Raw genomic sequence first — 18,159 nt, 5'->3', positions numbered from 1 at the left:
GGGCGGCGGCCCGCTGGGTCCACCCATGGAGGGCGGTCCACCCACGGGCGGCGGCCCACCGGGGCCACGCATGTTGGGGGGCGGCCCGCCGGGAGGTCCGCCGGGGCCGCGCATGCCGGGAGGGCCACCGGGAGGTCCACTGGGGCCGCGCATGTTGGGGGGCGGCCCGCCGGGAGGTCCGCCGGGGCCGCGGATGCCGGGCGGTCCACCGGGAGGTCCACCGGGTCCGCGGATGCCGGGCGGTCCACCGGGAGGTCCCCCAGGTCCGCGGATGCCGGGCGGTCCACCGGGAGGCCCGGGAGGCCCGCCAGGTCCGCGCACGCCGGGCGGTCCGCCGGGGCCGCGCATGTTGGGCGGCGGTCCCCCGCGGTTGATGATTGGTTGGGCGAGGCCGGGGTTGGCCTGGGGCTGCGCGCCGGCCCCATCCATGATCACCTTCATCGTCCAGCGCGCGACGACGATCTCGTCCCCCGGGTTGATCGGCATGGGCTGCACGACCTTGCGCCGGTTGAGGTAGGTGCCGTTGGTCGAGCCGAGGTCCTCGAGCTGAAAGCCGTTGCCGACCCGGCTGATCTTGCAGTGCTTGCCGGAGATACCAGCCGTCTGCAGGCGCAGGTCGTTGCCCTCGCGGCGGCCGATGGTGATCGCCGGTCGGTCGAACTTCATCTCGCGGGGCGGCTTGCCCTCTTCGCTGATCGAAATGCGGATCATGGGGACGGGGTGGCCGCTCCCGGCGGCCGCGCCGTGAGACTAACCCGCGGCTCACCCGCGGATCTACGCCGACGGCCGCGCTGGACCGGGGCGCGGCCCTTCAGGCCAGAAACTTGCCTCGATCCCGGCGTGGCTGCGACACGGAGGCGATGGCCGGCCTGCTCCCGCCCAACCCCCAGCGCGTGCGTGGTGCCCGGGCGGCGGGTCTGCGTCCGCGGGGCCGGGCCTGGGGGGCGGGGCTGTGCCTCCTCGCTGCGGGCCTCACGGGCGAGCTCGCTCGCTCCGGGGGCCTCGACGGCGCGCTCTGGCGAGCCCTCGAGGCCCAGCTCGGCGGGCACGCGGGGTCCGAAGATCTCCCGGCCGGGCTCCTCGCTCGCGCAGCCTCGAGCCTCGCGGGGGTCACGGTCGCCGCGGCGGCGCTGATCCTCGTCGGCCTCACGCTCGGCGCGCTGGTTGCGAAGCGCCGCGGCCAAGGGCCGGAGCTGCGCCCTCGCGGTCCCCTGGCCCTCGCTCCCGACCAGCCGCGGCCTGGGCACGTGGTCGCGCTGACCCTCGTCGCCGCCGCGGCATCCGTGGCCATCCTCGGACCCGTGCTCGCCGGTGCGGCCCGCGGCGCCGACGCGAGCGCTTCGGCCCTGACCGCGCTGTGGCTGACCTGGATCGCCCGGGCCCTGGGCTGCGCGGGTGCGTCGCTCGCCCTCGTCGGTCTGGGCGAGCGGTGGTCGAGCGGGCGCTCGCTGTGGTGGGCGCTGCACGAGACCCCGCAGATGCGGCGCGAGGCGGATCGCCGCCGCGGGCCTTCGCGTCGGCTGGCTGATCCGGGTCGGGAGAGCGAGCGCGCCGAGCCGTGACCTGTTAGCGTCCCCGTCCCAGGAGCCTGGTGAGCGACCCCCGAGCACAGCCTCCCGCCGCGGGAGCCCCCCTGCCACCGAGGGTCTCGGTCGCGGTGCCCGTGGCCCTCGACCGGGGCTTCACCTACCTCGTGCCCGAGGACATGGCGACGCCCGAGGCCGGCGCGCGGGTGCTCGTGCCCTTCGGCGCGCGGGTGCTCGTGGGCGTGGTCCGGGAGGCGAAGGCCGAGTTCGGCCCGGACGACGACCCCGCGAAGCTGCGCGAGCTCCTCGAGCGCGTCGACCCTCCCGGGCGGCCGGCGCTGTCCCTGGATCTGGTCCGCCTGTGCGAGTGGATCGCCGAGTACTACGTCGCCCCCGTCGGCGAGGTGTACCGGATGGCGCTGCCCGGCATGGCCATGGGCGTCGACGCCCGCCGGGCCCGGGTCAGCGCGGCGGGCCAGGCCCTGGTCGACGCCGAGGCGAGCCCGCTGCTGAGCGCGGGCAGCGAGGACGCGCCGGCCCTGGCCTCACGCCCGCTCGAGAGGGCCGACCGGCGCCTGCTCGAAGCCATCGCCGACGGCCAGACCGGCAAAAAGGGCGTGGCCGTGGCGACCCTGACCCGGCTCGAGCCGCCGATCCCCGCCGTGCTCCGGCGCCTGGGCGAGCTCGCCCAGGCGGAGCTCGTGATCGTCGATCGCGACGAGGCCAAGGACAAGCAGGCCCGCCGGGAGCTCCACTACCGCCGCACCGATCGCCTGCGCGGCGGCGCGGACGAGGCGGGCATCAAGCAGATCGTCGGGCGCAGCAAGCAGCGCCGGGGCCTGCTCGACTACCTGGAGCTGCAGGCCGACACGAGCTCCGATCCCTGGGTGCCGATCTCGGAGATCCGCGGCCCCTTCCCCCGGGCGCGGGTGCTCTTGCCCCCCTTGCTCGAGGGCGGCCTGGTGGTCAGCGAGTCGCGGCTGCGGGCCCTCGACGCCTTCGACCTCGACGACGGCGCGGACCCGGGCGCGGACGGCTCGAAGGGGCTGACCCTGACCGGCGATCAGCGGCGGGCCCTCGAGGGCCTGCGCGCCGCCTTCGAGGCCGGCCGCTTCGCCAGCGCCCTGCTCCACGGGATCACCGGCAGCGGCAAGACCGAGGTCTACCTGCGGCTGATCGCCTCGGTCATCGAGGCCGGGGGCGGGGCGATCGTATTGGTCCCCGAGATCGCCCTGACGCCCCAGCTGGCCCAGCGCTTCCGCGCCCGCTTTGGCGACGCGGTGGCCGTGCTGCACAGCGGCCTGACCGCGCAGCAGCGCCTCGACGCCTGGGAGCACATCCGGGCGGGCGAGCGGCCCATCGTCATCGGCGCCCGCTCGGCGATCTTCGCCCCGGTCCCGAAGCTGCGGGTGATCGTCGTCGACGAGGAGCACGACGGCTCCTTCAAGCAAGAAGAGGGCGTCCGCTACAACGCCCGCGACGTCGCCCTGGTCCGCGGGCGCAGCCTCGACGCCGTCGTCGTGCTCGGCTCGGCCACGCCCTCGCTCGAGAGCTGGCGCAACGCCCGGGAGGGGCGCCTGGCGCTGTGGTCCTTGACCACCCGGCCCACGCCGCGGCCGCTGCCCGAGGTCGAGGTCGTCAACCTGCGCGAGCACCTGCCCGACCCCGAGACCCTGCTCAGCGCCCGGCTGCGCCAGCGCCTGCTCGACACGGCCAACGCCGGCGAGCAGTCGATCTTGTTCCTCAACCGGCGCGGCTACACCACGGCCCTGAGCTGCAAGACCTGCGGATCTTTCCAGCAGTGCCCGGACTGCTCGGCGCCCTCGATGACCTACCACCTCCACCGCAACCGCTTGATGTGCCACCTGTGCGGGCACATCGAGGCGGCGCCGAGCCACTGCCTCAGCTGCGGCAGCACGGAGCTCGAGCACGGCGCGGCGGGGACCGAGCGCGTCGAGGTGGCCATCGCCGCGGCCTTGCCCGGGGTCCGGATGCTGCGCCTCGATCGCGACACCTCCCGGGGCAAGGCGCTGCTCGAGCTCCTCGGTCGCTTTCGCCGGCGCGAGGCCGACGTGCTCATCGGCACGCAGATGCTGTCCAAGGGCCACGACTTCCCGGGGGTGACCCTCGTGGGCGTGCTGCGGGCCGACCACGGCCTGGGCCTGCCGGACTTTCGCGCGACCGAGCGGGTCTTCCAGCTGCTGACCCAGGTCGCGGGTCGGGCAGGGCGGGGCGATCGGCCGGGGCGGGTGGTCGTCCAGACCTGGGCGCCGGACCACCCGGCGATCCGCTACGCCCGGACCCACGACTTCGAGGGCTTCGCCGAGCACGAGCTCGAGGCCCGCGCCAAGTCGGGGAACCCGCCGATCGGGCACCTCGCGCTGGTCCGCATCCACGGGACGGATCGACGAGCGGTCGACGCCCGCGCCCAGGCCGTGGCCGATTTCGCGCGGGCGCTGGGTCGACGCATCGTGCTCGCCGCGGGAGCGTCCGCGACGCCGGCCTCCGCACCCGTGGAGATCCTCGGACCGGTGGACTCCCCGATCGAGCGGATCAATAAACGGCACCGAATGCAGGTGCTGCTGCGAGCGCGCAGTCGCCGGCCGCTGCGGTGGATCCTCGACCATCTGCGCCATCGGCTCGGACCCGACGGTCGGGGTCGAAGCCAGACCGTGGCGCGGGTGGACGTCGATCCCTACGGTCTATTGTGATTGGGTGGGCCGCTTTGGCCCCAACCGTTCGGATGGGAAAGTGACCCTTTTCGCCATACTCATTTTCGTTTAATTAATAATGTCAGCTATTGTTGGGTCTGGAGAGCTGGACGGTAGGATCCTACAGGATTCTTTTTGACAGGGTTAGAAACAGGTTCAAGCGCCATTGGCGAACCTCAAATCGTTCCCAACTCATTCTGAACTTCTCAAAAGCGTGACCTGGATTGCCTCGAATTGGGGTTGCAAAAAAATGGAAACCAGCGAAAGGTGGGTAGGCAAATCAGCACACTTCGAGGGCTCCTGTCCTTTTTGACAAAGGGAGACACTCAATGCCTACACCACGCTCTACTCGCTCGCTCGCTCTCGCCTCCCTCTTCCTCGGTGGTGTCGCACTCTTTCCCCAGTCCTCCTTCGCCTACGGCTTCGACGACGTCGAGGACGACTACCAGCTCCTCTACTTGTCGACGGCCGTCGCGCTCGAAGGTCGGGTGGTCGACGAGGACGGCCTGGCCATCACCGGCGCCTCGATCGAGCTGATCGCCTTCGGCGACTCGCTAGACAACGACGGCGAGGGCGCGAGCACTGGGGCCGACGGCGGCTTCGAGGTCGCCGGCCTCGCGCGCCGCTCGGCCCTCGTGAAGATCAGCAGCCCCGGCTACTACACCGAGATCCTGCCGGTGAACCTCCACGTCGAGATCGACGAGCCGGAGGTCGACCTCGGCACGATCACCCTGATCGAGCAAGAGCTCGGCCGCGCGCGCCTGACCTTCGGCGGCGACACCATGTTCGACCGGCGAATGTACGAAAAGGGCATGCTCAACGCGGCGACCCTGGGCTCCGACACCCGGGCGCTGTTCCAGTTCATCGAGGACGTGCTGAAGGCCGACGACCACACGGCGATCAACCTCGAGACCCCGGTGACCGACGACCTGTCGACGCCCCACCCGAACAAGAGCTACGTGTTCGCGGCCCACCCCGACACCGTCGCCGAGCTCCCTGGCCTCGGCGTGGACTCGGTCGCCCTGGGCAACAACCACATCTTCGACCAGCTCGACGGGGGCGTGGCCGACACCATCCATCACCTCGACGCCATCGGCCTGCCCTACTACGGCGCGGGCGCGGACCGCTACGCGGCGCGGGCCACCGCCTACTCCGCGATGGTCGGCTACTCCGAGACGCTCGGCGACAACGTGCCCGTGACGATGCAGAGCTTCTCCAACTCGATCGGCAGCTCCTACGGCGTGGGCCTCGAGAACATCGCGCTGTTCGACATCAAGGGCGGGGCGCTGCCCTCCTACTCCACCGAGCTCGACCACTTCGCTCAGAACGCGCCGGCGGGCAGCCTGGCCGTCCCGATCATCCACGGCGGCACGGAGTACGCCTACGCCCAGAGCAGCGGGACGCGCACCGACTTCGAGCGGGTCATCCAAGAGGGCGCGGACCTGGTCATCGGCCACCACCCCCACGTGGTCCACGGCGTGGGCACCTACGCGACCACCGACGACCCGGTGTTCGTGGTCGGCTCCCTGGGCAACCTGGTGTTCGACCAGGACGTCTACGAGACCTTCCGCTCCTACATGGCGGTGGTCGACGTGGTCGACACGGGCTCCAAGGTCGAGGTCGAGCGCATGCAGCTCGTGCCGATCCGCCTCGACGCGTACGCGCCGCGCCTGCTCGCCGGCACGCAGCTGGCTCGCCTCGGCCGCCACGTCGGGCACCTGTCGACCATGGAGGCCCAGGGCGCGACCGACCCGAACTGGGGGAGCGCGACGGTGTTCGCCGAGAACGGCCGGCTGGTCGTCGTGCCCACCGAGGCCGACGCCACGACCACCGACGAGCTCGACCAGCGGCTCGTGCCGCTCAGCGGCGGGTCCACGGGCACCCTGGACTTCGCCCCCAACACCGACACCGACGCGCTGGCGTCCCTGCGCAGCGACGTGCCCGCGAGCTGCGAGGTCGGCCGGGACCTCCTGGTCATCGGCGACTTCGAGGACGGGGACGTCGACGACGAGTACCTCGAGTCGGGCAAGTGGGTGACCTCGGGCTCGCGCTACGTCCAGGGCTCCGAGACCCACTCGGGCACCGGCGCGGCCGTGCTCCTGCGCAAGTCGAGCTACTCGAGCCGCACGGCGCTGTGGATGGGCAACTCGATCAAGGTCGACTCGAGCCAGCCGATGACCTTCCGCGGCTTCGTCAAGGGCGACAACGCCGGCGAGTTCGAGGTCACGGTGCGCTGGATGACCTCGAGCGGCTCGAGCATCTCTTACAAGACGGTGTTCGAGATCAAGCCGGGCAGCAGCGCGACCGAGGGCCTGACCTACGACTGGACCGAGTTCGCCGCGGACCTGACCCCGCCGGCCAACGCCGAGAAGCTCAAGGTCTACTTCCGCCACTACCCCCCGGCCGGTGGCGGCGACGCCGAGGTCTTCCTCGACGACGTCAGCTTCATCGCCTGGGACACCGAGACGATCAACGTCGACTCCAGCGGCACCGACCTGCCCACGCCCAACGCCTGGGACTTCGTGCGCTGCGACGCCGCGGGCTCGAGCCTGGACCTGTCCATGACCCACCGGACCTACGAGAGCCAGTAGGCGTCACCGCACCAACGAACGAGGGCGAGCAGTCTGACTGCTCGCCCTTGTCGTTGGGGTTGGCTCGGCTTCAGGCGGCGGGCCGCGCAGCTTCGCCGGTCTGGGCTGAAGCCGGCGCCAGGGTCTCGCCGCGGCCGTTCCAGGCGTCGACCAGGGGGTCCATGACCTTGAAGTAGAGCGGGGGCAGGAGGGCCATCAGGACCATGCCGGCGTAGCCCGTGGGCAGCTGCGGGACCTCGTCGTAGTGGCGCAGGCGGTCGTACTCGCGGCTGGCGAGGTAGTGGTGGTCGCTGTGCCGGGCGAGGTTGAACAGGTACCAGTTGGACACGCGGTGGGGCGAGTTCCACGAGTGCTCGGGGCGGACCCGCTCGTAGCGGCCGTTGTCGAGGCGCTTGCGGGCCAGGCCGTAGTGCTCGATGTAGTTGATGGCCTCGAGCAGGCTGAAGGCGACGACGCCCTGGGCGAGGAACACCCCGAGGGCGAGGGGCCCCAGGGCCAGGCCGACGCCGGCGTAGACGGCCGCGAGCACCAGCAGGTAGCGGGTGCGGCGATCCTTGAGGCTATAAAAGGGGATGCCCTTCTTGGCGCAGCGCTGGGTCTCGAGGCGCCAGGCGCTGACCAGGCTGTGGCTCACCGTGCGCGGGTAGAAGCGGTAGATGGACTCGCCGCGCCGGGAGCTCGCGGCGTCCTCGGGGGTCGCGACCATGCGGTGGTGGCCGAGGATGTGCTCGACGCAAAAGTGGGTGTAGCTCACCGAGGTCATCAGGATCTCGGCGCTGGCGCGGTGCAGCTTGCCTTTGCGGTGCATCAGCTCGTGGGCGATGTTGATGCCGCCCGCGCCCGCGATGACCCCCGTGGACAAGGTGATGCCGACGAGCTCGAGGGCCGTGAAGGACTCGAAGCCCGCGCCCACGCGGACCAGCACGTAGACCTGCATGGCCAGCTGCGCGGGGACCCACAACAGCAAGGGGACGTCGAAGATCCAGCGCTTGGGGTCGGCCTTGCCCTTGGTCGCGGACTCGTCGGGGTTGTCGGTGTCCTTGGGCACCAGCTCGTCGAGGAGCGGCACGAGCATGAAGGTCACGAGCACCGGCAGGACCGTCCACAGCCCGCCCAGCTCGACGCCGAGGGCGACCAGGCCAGGGAACATGAACACGAGGAAGTAGGGGATGACGCGGGTCATGGCGTGGGCTCTGGCGGGTTGAGGTTGGGGTTGGCGCGGTCTCGCAAGAAGATGGTGCGGGCGATGGCCAGGGCGTGGTCGCCGGGGCCCCAAAGGGGCGTGCGCAGGCTGCCGGAGGCGCTGCGCAGCAACAGGCCGCTGGCGACCTCGACCAGGGCCGCGCGCACCGGCAGCTGCGGGCGCAGGCTCTCGGCTCCGCCGTCGCGGATGAACTGCTCGATGATCGTCAGCAGCGGGGCGATGCGCTCGAGGATGATCTCGCGGCCCGGGGAGCCGCCGCTGCGCCGGGCCTCGTCCGAGGCCTCGGGCTCGTCGACGACCTCGCGGATGATGATCGGGGCGAGGGTCGGGTGCGCGTCGAGGAAGGCCGTGAAGCCGTGGACGATGGCGTCGAGGCGGGCCTCGAAGGGACCCTCGGAGTTCATCGAGCGGGTCAGCGCGGCGCCCAGCTGATCGAACACGCGCTCGACCACGGCCCGGTAGAGGACCTCCTTGGTCGAGAAGTGATAGAGCAGCGAAGGCCGGCGGATGCCCGCCCGTCCGGCGATGTCGGCCAGGCGCGCGGGGGCATAGCCGACCGCCGCGAACTCGCGCTCGGCCGCGGCGAGGATCCGCTCCGGCGTCGAGAGCTCGGGGGTTTTGAGTTCCCTACCCATGAGTAGATTTCTAATCTACTCACGAGTAGAAGGTCAAGAGGGGAAACCAAGAAATCTCGTTTTGATCGATATATCGAAGTTTAATGGGCTACTGAAGAGTAGATTGGCGATCGAGGAACGAAGCGGCAGGCGGACTTTGCGCACGAAGGCCTTTGAAGAACCAACAAAAAACGCCCCCTCATGGGGGCGACCACAGGCCCTCTAGGGGGCACGAACTCCATTGCGGACCGGCCCGAGCGGAGGAGCGGACAGCGACGAAGCGTCCCCGGTCCGAACCCCCTGCGGGGGCAAAGTCAGAACTGACCGCTGACGCCGAAGGTCGCCCCCGCGCGGACGGGCGAGACCATCGGCGTGCCGGTGACCGAGTCGCGCCACTTGCCGTAGCGCGAGCGCCGGACGACGCCGCCGATGAGCATGGCGGTGCCGCCAGCGATGGCCACGCCCGCGGTGGCCCAGCCGGCGGGGATGCTGCGCGGGGCGTCGAGCTGCAGGTCGGTCGCGACGGAGGTCGCCACGGCGGCCAAGCTGCCCACGCCCACGGTGCTGACGCCCGCGATGATCAGGCCGTTGCCCGAGTGCTTGGCGCGGATCTTGGTGGCGGTCTCCCACTCGCCGAGGGCCCGCTGATCGCGGAGGCCGGTGCCGATCATGATGCCGCTGGCGACGAGCATGGACACGCCGGCGGGGATCTGGCTGACCAGCGGGGTGGTCGTGTTGCCGCCGCCGGCCCACTCGAAGGTCGCGGCGGTCAGCAGACCGGTGCCGGCGATCATCAAGAAGGAGCCGCCGACGATGCGCCCGGCGCCGGACCACGGCGGGGGCGGGGTCGCGTAGCCGACTCGCTGGAGGGGCGCGGGCGCGGGCGGAGGCTGGGTGATGACGACCACGGGGGTCGAGACGGGCTCGGGCGTGGGCGGCGGGACGACCACGATGGAGGCGTCCGCGGCCGGCGGGGCTTCAGCGGGGGCGGGGGCCGCCTCGACCACGAAGGCCTCGGCTTCGGGCGCGGGCTCGGACGCGGGCGGAGCCTCCACCGCAGCGTCGACGGGGGCCGCCTCGACCGGCGCGGGCCCCTCGACGGCGGCCGCGGGAGCGGGCGCGTCCTCGGGCAAGGCCGGAGGCAAAGACGCGACCACAGTCCCCAACACGAGCGAGAGCATGCTCTCACTGTATCGGATCTAGAGGGCAATGCGAGGCGGAATTCTCGACTTTGCGAGTTGTTGTCCCGCACTTCGGGCGGGTCGAGAAATTCTGTAAGCGCGGCCGGATCACTCCGTTGCAGCGTCGTCGCCGGGGGATGCCCCGGGACCCGTCAGCGTTTCATGGCGGGGAACGACGGGCAGGTGCCCCGGGGACCAGCGGGCTTCCCCGCCTCCGCGCTTACCCGCCGCTTTCGAGGTGCGAGCCGGCGTTTTGGGCGCTGTGCTTCTCGACGGCGGCGAAGCCCTCGAGGGCGCGGGGATCGGCCGGGTACTGAGCGAGCATCCGCCAGCCCAGACCCGCGGCGAAGGCCTCGACCTCACCCAGGGGCAGGTCCGACAGCCAGGGCTCGCCCATGAGCGAGAGGGCGAGCTTGGCCAGGGGCCCGGTGCGATCGAGATCGAGGAGGTGGCTGAATGCCAGGCGGCTCCGGGGCCCCGAGCTCGCGGCGCACTGGCGGAAGAAGGCGGACACCTGCGGCCGGCTCAGGTACATGAACAGGCCCTCGGCGACGAACACCGAGGTCGCGCCGGTGTCCCAGCTGGGGTGCTCGGCGAGGACCTGCTCGAGGGGTCGGGCGCCCAGGTCGACGAGGAGCTGCTCGAGGTTGGCAGGCTTGCCGACTTCGGCGAGACCCCGGGCCTTGGCAGCCCCGGTGGCGGGGTGGTCGAGCTCGAAGAAGCGGCGGTCGGGGTAGCGCGGGGCCAGGCGCAGGCAGAGCGTGTCGAAGCCCGCGCCGACGAGGCACACCTGCGTCGCGCCGGCCTCGAGGGCCGCGAGGACCTGCTCGTTCATGAAGCGCTTGCGCTCGACGAGGCCCGTGTAGGCCCCGGGCGTCCGCCGCTCGGCTCGGGCGGACATCCGCCTGGTCCACGGTTTGCGCGCGGCCCCGAGCAGCCAGGGTCCGTAGGGCGGGACCTTCGAGGCGAGGAGCAGGCGCTCGGTCAGGGGCCCCGCGCCCTCGGGGATCCCGTCGCGGAGCTCGGGGTCGTGGCTGGCGATGAGGAGGATGTGGGCCACCTTGAGGGCGGTCCGGCTGGGGCGGCCTTCCTTCACGGCTTCATTGTGGAGGCGGGGCCGGTCGGCGCAAGCCGGTTCACAGCTTCAGCGATTGCCACCGCCCCCGGGCAAAGATGGCGCCGAGGATCAGCGTGCGCACGAACCAGTCGAGGGCCGTCGCCAGCCAGATCCCGCGCAGCCCCCAGCCCCAGGTCACGGCGAACAACCACGAGCAGCTGAGCCGCAGCACCAGCCCGCCGACGACGGCGGTGACGACTGGCGAGCGGGTATCGCCGGCGCCGCGCAGGGCGTGGCCGAGGACCATGGCGGCGGCCATGATGGGCTGCTCGAGGGCGAGGATCGGCAAGGTCAGGGCGGCGAGGGCCATGAGCGCGCTGCCGTCCTCGCCGGGCGCGACGAACAGGGGCACGGTCCACTGCCCCGTCGCCCAGGTCAGCAGCCCGAAGGCGCCGAGGACCACGGCGGAGGCGAGGGCCGCGAAGGCGCCGGCTCGCCTGGCGTCCTCGGGGCGGCCGCGGCCGAAGCACTGGCCGACGACAGTGGCCGCGGCGACGCCCAAGCCCTCGGCGCCCAGGAAAGCGACAGACTCGAGGGTCAAGATGGGCTGGTTGGCGGCCATGGCCACGCGCCGAGGACCGTGACGATGGCGGCGAAAGCGACGTAGCCGACGTGGATGACGACGCGCTCGGCGATGGCCGGCGCGCCCACGCGGACGAGCTCGCGGGCGGCCTGAAGCCGCGCCATGGCAGGGCGCACGCGCACCGGGCAGTTGGGCCGGGTCAGCACCCACAGGATCAAGCTCGCGTCGAGGACGTAGGCGAGGCTCGTGGCCAGGGCGGCCCCGGTCGCGCCGAGCTCGGGGACGTGGATGGGGCCCAGGTCCGCGCCGTAGATCAGCAGGTAGTCGCCGGCGAGGTTGAAGGCGTTGACGGCCAGGCCGATGTGGAAGGTCGTGCGCGTGTCGCCGCTGCCGTTGAGGATCATCGCCCCGCAGGCGGCGACGAACACGGCCGGGAAGCACCACGAGCCCATCAGCATGTAGGACCGGGCCGCGCCCTCGATGGCCGCTCGGGCTTGCTCGCCGCCGATGGCGTCGGGGGGCGGGGCCATGGCCGCGGCGATGGGGCCGGCTCCAAGGGCGACGAGGCCGGCGACGACGATCCCGATGAGCGCCGAGATGCGCAGGGCCGTGGCGGCGACGGTGCGCGCGGCGGGCAGGTCGTCCTCGCCGACGCGGCGCGAGACCAGGGCGACCGTGCCCACGAGCGCGCCGAAGAACACGTTGAACACGGACCACAGGATCGAGCCCGAGATCTGCATGCTCGCCAGGGAGGTCGCGCCGTGCTGCCCGAGCATGATGCGGTCGGCGAGGAAGACCACGGTGTGCAGCACCGAGGTCAGCACCGCCGGCCTGGTCAGGCGCAGGACCTCGGCGATCACCGACTCGGGCGCGGGCGCCGGGGACTCGGGCGCGGGCGCCGGGGACTCGGGCGCGGGCGCCGGGGACTCGGGCGCGGGCGCCGGGGAGTCGTCTGGGGCGCCCTCGCTCACGGCGCGAGCATGGCCGAGGAGCTCCGCCCAGGCCAGACGTCTGCCGCGTCGGCGGCCCGAGAGTTAGCGCAGGTTGTCGGCGGACAGGGGGATCACGCGGTCCCAGTCGCCGCCCATGGAGTCGTGGCAGTCGCGGCAAAACTCGACCTCGCCGCCCTTGCCCTCGACCTCCATGAGCACCTCGCCGCTGCGCGTGGTGATCGCGTACCACCAGTCGGCGGCGGCGGGGTGGTAGCCCGGCTCGAACTTGGCGGCGATCTGCAGCACGTCGAGGGCCTCGCCGGTGTCCGGCTCGAAGATGGCCTTGACGAAGATCGTGCCCTGGGGGAACTCGACGCTGCCCTCGGCGGGGGGCGGGGCGTCGAAGTCGAGGGTCCGGAAGATGGCCGCGGCCTCGGGGGTCGCCCAGATCTGCGCCGTCTTCCCGCCGCCCGCGACGGGGTGGATGGTCTCGACGCCGTTGAGGTCGACGCGCTCCATGGTCGACTCGTAGTCGACGACCGCGGCCAGGATGGCCTCGGGGTCCTCGCGGGCCGGGCCCTCGTCGGGGTCGCACGCGCCAGCGGAGACAGCCAGGGCCAGGGGGAGGGCGAGTCCGAGCAGAGCCGGCGATGGGGTGAAGGCGCGGGTTCTCGTCATGGCGTGGAGGTCCGTGGACGGACCCCCGCGCTACGCGAGGACGCGCGGGCCGGTTACACGCGCGGCCGACTACCAGCGGAGGGTGACGCCGGGCGGACCCTCGCACTCGTGGGTGCGCCCCTGCGTGCCGCCGTCGAGCTCGAGCCACAGGTGGGGGGACGAAGAGCCCGCTCCCGCGGGGACGAACTCGATGTGCTCCAGCTCGCGCGCCAGCTCCACGTTCGTCGAGTCGAGGGCCTCGGGCGGGAGGCTCACGACGATGCGCGTCACCGTGAGCGCGCCGCTGGGGTGGGTCAGGTATTCGCGGACCGTCTCGCGCCGCCCGGGGTCCTCGATCGCGTCCACTTCATCGAGGGACTCGCGGCGTGGGTGGGCCCGCTCGGGGCCCGTCGCGTAGACGAGGGGGGCGCGCGCGTCCTGGTTCCCCGTCGCCATGAGGTAGGTCGACCGCCCGTCGGGGGCCGCGTAGATCCGAGCCGGAAAGCCGGCCCGCGAGGGCTCGAGCGAAGCGACCACCACGCCCACCGCGAAGGGGCTGCCCGCGGCGCTCCAGCGCAGCGCGTAGTCCGAGCCAAAGGCCGCCTGGTTGGCCCGGGCCTCGTCCAGATCCTCGAGCTTCAACAGCTCGAGGAAGGTGTTGAGGAACAGGAAGTAGCGGCCGCTGGTCCCCTGGCCCTCGTGCCGGGTGGCGAGCCGCTCGGCGGGGGTGAAGACCTCGGCGAGGCAGGTCCCGAGGGCGTCATCGGTGACGAAGACGACCAGGTGATCGAAGCGCGGCGGCTGGGCGGCGCCGGAGGGCTCGCTCGTTGCGACGGCGCCCCGCGCATGGCAGGCCAGTCCTGCGAGCGTCGCGAGCAGCGCGGCGGAGACGGCGAGCCTGGACGCTAGCGCCACTTGCGGGACCGGCTCACCGACATCAGCACGCCCAGCGCCATCATCATCGTGACCACGTTCGAGCCGCCGTGGGAGAAGAAGGGCAGGGGCAGGCCGGTGTTGGGGAAGAACTCGAGGACCACGCCGACGTTGAGGACGGCGTGCCACATGAACATCGCGCCGATGCCGATGCACAGGCAGGCGGAGAAGCGGTCCCGGGCCTGGCTGGCCAGGTTGATGGCCCACAGCACCAGGCTCATGTAGAGGGCCAAGAGCATGGTCGAGCCGACGAAGCCCCACTCCTCGGCGAACACCGCGAAGGAGAAGTCGGACTCCTTGTAGGGCACGAAGTCGAGCACGTTTTGGGTGCCTTGACCCACGCCGCGGCCGAAGAAGCCGCCGTTGCCCACGGCCGTGCGCGCCTGGATGATCTGGTAGGCCTCGTCGGGGTGGGACTCGGGGTCCAGCCACACGTCGATGCGCTTGGTCTGGTAGCCCTGCATGAAGAAGGACCAGGCCACGGTGAAGGCCAGGGCGCCCGTGGCCAGCAAGGTCAGCAGGGTCTTGAGCTCGAGCTCGGTGACCGCGAGCACCGAGAGCGCGATCAGCATGAGCATGATGCCGGTGCTCAGGTCGGGCTGCTTGATGACCAGGACCGCGGGCAGGAGCACGAGCAGGCCGGGGACGACCAGGCGCGCGACGAAGCCGTGGCGGACCTCCCGGCGCGTCAGGCTGTGCAGGTAGCGGGCCAGGCCGATGACCAGCACCAGCTTCATCAGCTCCGAGGGCTGAAAGCGCACGAAGGCCAGGTCGAGCCAGCGCGTCGCGTTGTTGGTCGTCGTGCCGACGATGGTGACCAGCAGCACGAAGCCGAAGCCGATGGCGTAGATGGGGTAGGCGGCGCGGTAGTAGACCCGGTAGTCGACCGCGGCGGCGCCGATCATCAGGACGCCGCCGATGACCACGAAGCGCAGCTGGTCGCGGACCAGGGGCCCGGACCAGTCGCCGCCCTGGGTGCTGTTCAGGTTGATCAGCGCCAGCGCGATGATGCCCGCCGCGATGGTCACGACGACCCAGTCGATGGAGCGGACGATGTTGGTCCACCGGGTCTGCGGTCCGGTGATCAGCGGGTTGGCGCGGTTCATAGCCCTTGCTCGATCTCGGCTTGGCGCGCCCGGGCCTCCTCGCCCGGCAGCGGCGGCGGCACGCCGGGGGCGCGGGGGCGCACGGAGTCGCCCGAGGCCCCCTTCGAGCCCAGGTAGTGGTCGATGACCCGCATCACGATGGGCGCGGCGGCGTCGGCCCCCACGCCGCCGTGGGCGACGAGGGCGACGACGACGATCTCGGGGTTTTCGGCCGGGGCGTAGCCGGCGAACCACGCGTGGTCCTTGGTCACGTCCCAGCCCTCGATGATGTCCTCGTCGGGGCCGCGCTCGATGCCGACCTCCGCGGTGCCGGTCTTGCCGGCCACGGTCACGGTCTCGAGGCGCTCGGAGTAGGCCGTGCCCAGGTCCGAGTTGACCACGCCGATCAGGCCCCGGTGGATGCGCTCGGCGTCGAAGGGGGCGATGACCGGGTCGGACTGCTTGTACTTGGGCGAGGTCTCGAGCACGAGCTTGCCGTCGGAGGTCTCGACGCGGTCGACCAGGGAGGGCGTGACCACGAAGCCGCCGTTGGCCAGGGCCGCGTAGAGCACGGCGATCTGCAAGACCGTGGCCTTCACGTTGCCCTGGCCGATGGCCGAGTTGAGCCGGACCCCGCGCTGGAAGGTGCCCTGGCGCGACTCCGAGGCCTCGGTGGGGATGACCCCGGGGACCTCGGCGTTGATGCCCAAGCCGGTGCGCTCGCCCAGGCCCAGGCGCCGGGCGACCTCCTCCATGCGCGCGAGGGTCAGGTCCTTGTCGATGGCCAGGTGATAGAAGTAGACGTTGCAGCTCTGGACGATGGCCTGCTCGAGGTCGACGATGCCGTGGCGGTGGCCGGCGGCCTCGGTGAACTTGCGGCCGCCGTACTCGACGTGGCCCTCGCACTCGATGGTCTCGTGGGGGTCGAAGTTGGGGTCCTCGAGGGCGGCGAGGGCCGAGACCACCTTGTAGGTGGAGCCGGGGAAGAAGTTCTCCTGGACCGTCTTGTCGACGAAGGGCTTGAAGGGCGAGTTGAGCCAGTCCTCGTACTGCTGCCGGGTGATCCGGCCCTCCCACACGTTGGGGTCGATGGAGGGCACGGAGACCATGGCCAGGATCCGCCCGGTCTCGACCTCGAGGGCGACCACCCCGCCCGCGCGCTTGATGCCGCTGATGTTCAGGCGCTCGCCGGCCTCGCCCTCCATGGACTCGCCGGCCAGCGCGGTCGCGGCGACGCGCTGCAGGTCCAGGTCGAGGCTCAGGTAGATGTCCTGGCCGGGGATCGGCTCGCGCTCCGGGGGCAGGGCCGCGACGGCGGCCGGGGGCGGCTCGGCGACCTCGCGGCCGAGGGCGTCGACGACCCGCGAGCGCTTGCCCAGGCGCCCGCGCAGGTAGTTCTCCCACTGCCGCTCGATGCCCGTCACGCCCACGCGGTCGCCGGGGCGGTAGTCGCCGTAGCGCGAGTCCTCGAGGGAGTCCCGGCTGATCTCGCGCATGAAGCCGGTGACGAAGGCCGCGAGCTCGCGCTCGGCGTAGTAGCGCCGGGCGGACTCGCGGATCTCGACCCAGGTGTCGAAGCCGCGGGTCTGGATGCGGGCGTTCTCCTCCCACGAGAGGTTGTTGCGCACGGCCACGGCGTAGCGACCGTTGCGCTCGTCGTCGCGCAGGCGCTCGAGCTTCTCGACGAAGCGCGCCCGATCGTCCTCGTCGACGAAGTCGATGAGCGCGCCGAGCTCGATGACCTGCTGGTCGTCGATGGGCAGGCGGACGACCTTGGCGTCCTCGCCGTCCTCGCCCTCGACCTGGACCCGGGGGATGGCGGTGACGTAGAGGGCGTAGGTGGCGTGGTTGGTCGCCAGCGGCCGGCCCTGGGAGTCGAAGATGCGCCCGCGCGGGGCCTCGACGTCGATGGTGTCGACGTAGTTTTGCTCGGCCCGCCGGGCGAAGTGCACGCCCTCGAGGATCTGCAGCTGGAACAGGCGGCCGACCAGGCTGAGCATGATCAGCGCGCCGACGATCACGAAGGCCTGGAGCCGGGGCTTGAGCTCGCGGACGTCCTCGTCGGGGGGGCGCCGGGACAGCTCGCGCTCTCGGGCCGAGCGGTTGGTCTTGCGGGCTCCGCCGTCGCCGGCCGCGGCCTGCTCGCGGCGACGCTTGGCGACGGCCCGGCGGAAGTCCTCGGCGAAGCCGGCCCGGCCCTTGTGGACCACGCGGCGGCCGGACGCTGCGGCGGGCTGCTTGGGCTCGGCGAGCTCGACCTCGCCGGAGTCCTCGGGCGGTCCGTCGTCGCGCTCGTCGCTCACGCGCTGCCTCGCTCGGTCTCGGGGGCGGGCTCTCGGCTCAGGCGCAGGCGCCGGAGCAGCCAGTCGGTCAGCGTCCAGGTGGGCTGGGCGACCAGGAAGGTCGCGAGCACGTGCCAGCGCGCCTGCCACAGCGCGGGCCACAGCACATCCCGCGGCACCCGGAGGGGCTCGGCGAGGACCATCAACACGCCCCAGGTGGCGAGGTCGACGACCGCGACGGCCACGGCCGCGGCGGCGGCCCGGGAGAACCACCCGTGCAGGGCCAGGCGCCCGGAGGCGTAGTGCAGGACCAGGAAGGCGAGCTGGTGGGCGAGGATCAGCGTGCCCAGGGGCGCGCCCTGGTGGAGGTCTTCGAGGTAGCCGAGCACCGAGGCGATGGCCAGCTTGGCCGGCAGCTCGCTCTCGCCCCGCCGCTCGCTGTTTTGGTCGTGGCTCGGCGCGAACGCGAGGTGGACCAGGAGCACCGCCGTCGTCGAGGGCAGCATCACGCTCAGCTCGAACACGTGCCCGAGCCCGGCGACGGCCGCGAGCAGCAGCCAGCCGAGGGCGATGTAGGCGAGGGCGCGAAAGAGCATGGGCGCGGGGGATCTTAGGCGGGGTCGCGGAAAAGACGAAACCGCGGCCCAGAGCCCCTCAGCGAGGCTTTGGCGCCTGGGGCCAGGCGACGCGCGAGCCTCGTGTGTTGTTCCTCCTCGGCGACGAAGGGCGCTTGCGCCAAGCCCGCAAAGGGGGCGCCTCCTCGGCTGCTCGGGCGCTCGGTGCAGGGCGGAGCGGGCTTGGGG

15 protein-coding genes are annotated in these 18,159 nt (G+C 71.9%); 3 read left to right on the top strand and 12 right to left on the bottom strand.

Going from position 1 to position 18,159, the window contains the following annotated elements:
* Nucleotides 1-711 (bottom strand): FHA domain-containing protein (locus PPSIR1_RS48650; protein ID WP_006975957.1); only part of this gene is annotated, 711 nt, incomplete at its 3' end.
* Between the two features lie 149 nt (nt 712-860).
* On the opposite strand from PPSIR1_RS48650, the gene PPSIR1_RS34830 reads away from it, so the two are divergent.
* The 3 genes from PPSIR1_RS34830 to PPSIR1_RS34820 all read left to right on the top strand — a co-directional run bounded on the left by PPSIR1_RS34830 (nt 861) and on the right by PPSIR1_RS34820 (nt 6,828).
* On the top strand, nt 861-1,562 hold the full coding sequence (locus tag PPSIR1_RS34830) for a hypothetical protein (protein ID WP_006975956.1): 702 nt from the start codon (nt 861-863) through the stop codon (nt 1,560-1,562).
* A gap of 95 nt (nt 1,563-1,657) precedes the next feature.
* Complete coding sequence (priA, locus tag PPSIR1_RS34825) at nt 1,658-4,237, top strand: replication restart helicase PriA (RefSeq protein WP_157596290.1); 2,580 nt, start codon at nt 1,658-1,660, stop codon at nt 4,235-4,237.
* Between the two features lie 329 nt (nt 4,238-4,566).
* Entirely contained in the window at nt 4,567-6,828 is a 2,262-nt protein-coding gene (locus tag PPSIR1_RS34820) for a CapA family protein (protein WP_006975954.1), read from the top strand.
* Between the two features lie 70 nt (nt 6,829-6,898).
* Here the strand turns inward: PPSIR1_RS34820 and PPSIR1_RS34815 are convergent, their stop codons facing one another.
* The 11 genes from PPSIR1_RS34815 to PPSIR1_RS50920 all read right to left on the bottom strand — a co-directional run bounded on the left by PPSIR1_RS34815 (nt 6,899) and on the right by PPSIR1_RS50920 (nt 17,952).
* Nucleotides 6,899-8,011, bottom strand: coding sequence for an alkane 1-monooxygenase (locus tag PPSIR1_RS34815; RefSeq protein WP_006975953.1), 1,113 nt, complete (start codon nt 8,009-8,011; stop codon nt 6,899-6,901).
* Entirely contained in the window at nt 8,008-8,667 is a 660-nt protein-coding gene (locus PPSIR1_RS44695; RefSeq protein WP_006975952.1) for a TetR/AcrR family transcriptional regulator, read from the bottom strand. Before PPSIR1_RS44695 ends, PPSIR1_RS34815 begins: the two co-directional genes overlap by 4 nt.
* 293 nt (nt 8,668-8,960) lie before the next feature.
* A complete protein-coding gene (locus tag PPSIR1_RS34805) occupies nt 8,961-9,827 on the bottom strand; it encodes a hypothetical protein (protein WP_157596289.1) in 867 nt (288 codons plus the stop codon).
* Between the two features lie 220 nt (nt 9,828-10,047).
* On the bottom strand, nt 10,048-10,923 hold the full coding sequence (locus PPSIR1_RS44690; RefSeq protein WP_006975950.1) for a class I SAM-dependent methyltransferase: 876 nt from the start codon (nt 10,921-10,923) through the stop codon (nt 10,048-10,050).
* Between the two features lie 40 nt (nt 10,924-10,963).
* Nucleotides 10,964-11,506 (bottom strand): MATE family efflux transporter, encoded by a 543-nt coding sequence (locus PPSIR1_RS34795; protein ID WP_045117353.1) that lies wholly within the window; start codon nt 11,504-11,506, stop codon nt 10,964-10,966.
* Complete coding sequence (locus tag PPSIR1_RS34790) at nt 11,482-12,438, bottom strand: MATE family efflux transporter (protein WP_006975948.1); 957 nt, start codon at nt 12,436-12,438, stop codon at nt 11,482-11,484. The genes PPSIR1_RS34795 and PPSIR1_RS34790 overlap by 25 nt, the downstream gene beginning before the upstream one ends.
* A gap of 63 nt (nt 12,439-12,501) precedes the next feature.
* Nucleotides 12,502-13,077: a hypothetical protein gene (locus tag PPSIR1_RS34785; RefSeq protein WP_006975947.1), complete on the bottom strand. Its 576-nt coding sequence runs from the start codon at nt 13,075-13,077 to the stop codon at nt 12,502-12,504.
* Nucleotides 13,078-13,146: 69 nt separating this feature from the next.
* Nucleotides 13,147-13,971, bottom strand: a complete 825-nt coding sequence (locus PPSIR1_RS34780) for a hypothetical protein (protein ID WP_006975946.1) — start codon at nt 13,969-13,971, stop codon at nt 13,147-13,149.
* Entirely contained in the window at nt 13,962-15,095 is a 1,134-nt protein-coding gene (gene rodA / locus PPSIR1_RS34775; RefSeq protein WP_006975945.1) for a rod shape-determining protein RodA, read from the bottom strand. The genes PPSIR1_RS34780 and rodA overlap by 10 nt, the downstream gene beginning before the upstream one ends.
* Complete coding sequence (mrdA, locus tag PPSIR1_RS34770) at nt 15,092-17,377, bottom strand: penicillin-binding protein 2 (RefSeq protein ID WP_006975944.1); 2,286 nt, start codon at nt 17,375-17,377, stop codon at nt 15,092-15,094. Before mrdA ends, rodA begins: the two co-directional genes overlap by 4 nt.
* Nucleotides 17,374-17,952 (bottom strand): hypothetical protein, encoded by a 579-nt coding sequence (locus PPSIR1_RS50920; RefSeq protein ID WP_006975943.1) that lies wholly within the window; start codon nt 17,950-17,952, stop codon nt 17,374-17,376. The genes mrdA and PPSIR1_RS50920 overlap by 4 nt, the downstream gene beginning before the upstream one ends.
* Between the last annotated feature and the right edge of the window lie 207 nt (nt 17,953-18,159).

This window comes from Plesiocystis pacifica SIR-1, assembly GCF_000170895.1.
GTDB lineage: Bacteria > Myxococcota_A > Polyangia > Nannocystales > Nannocystaceae > Plesiocystis > Plesiocystis pacifica.
This window is presented reverse-complemented; position numbering and strand designations above follow the sequence as displayed.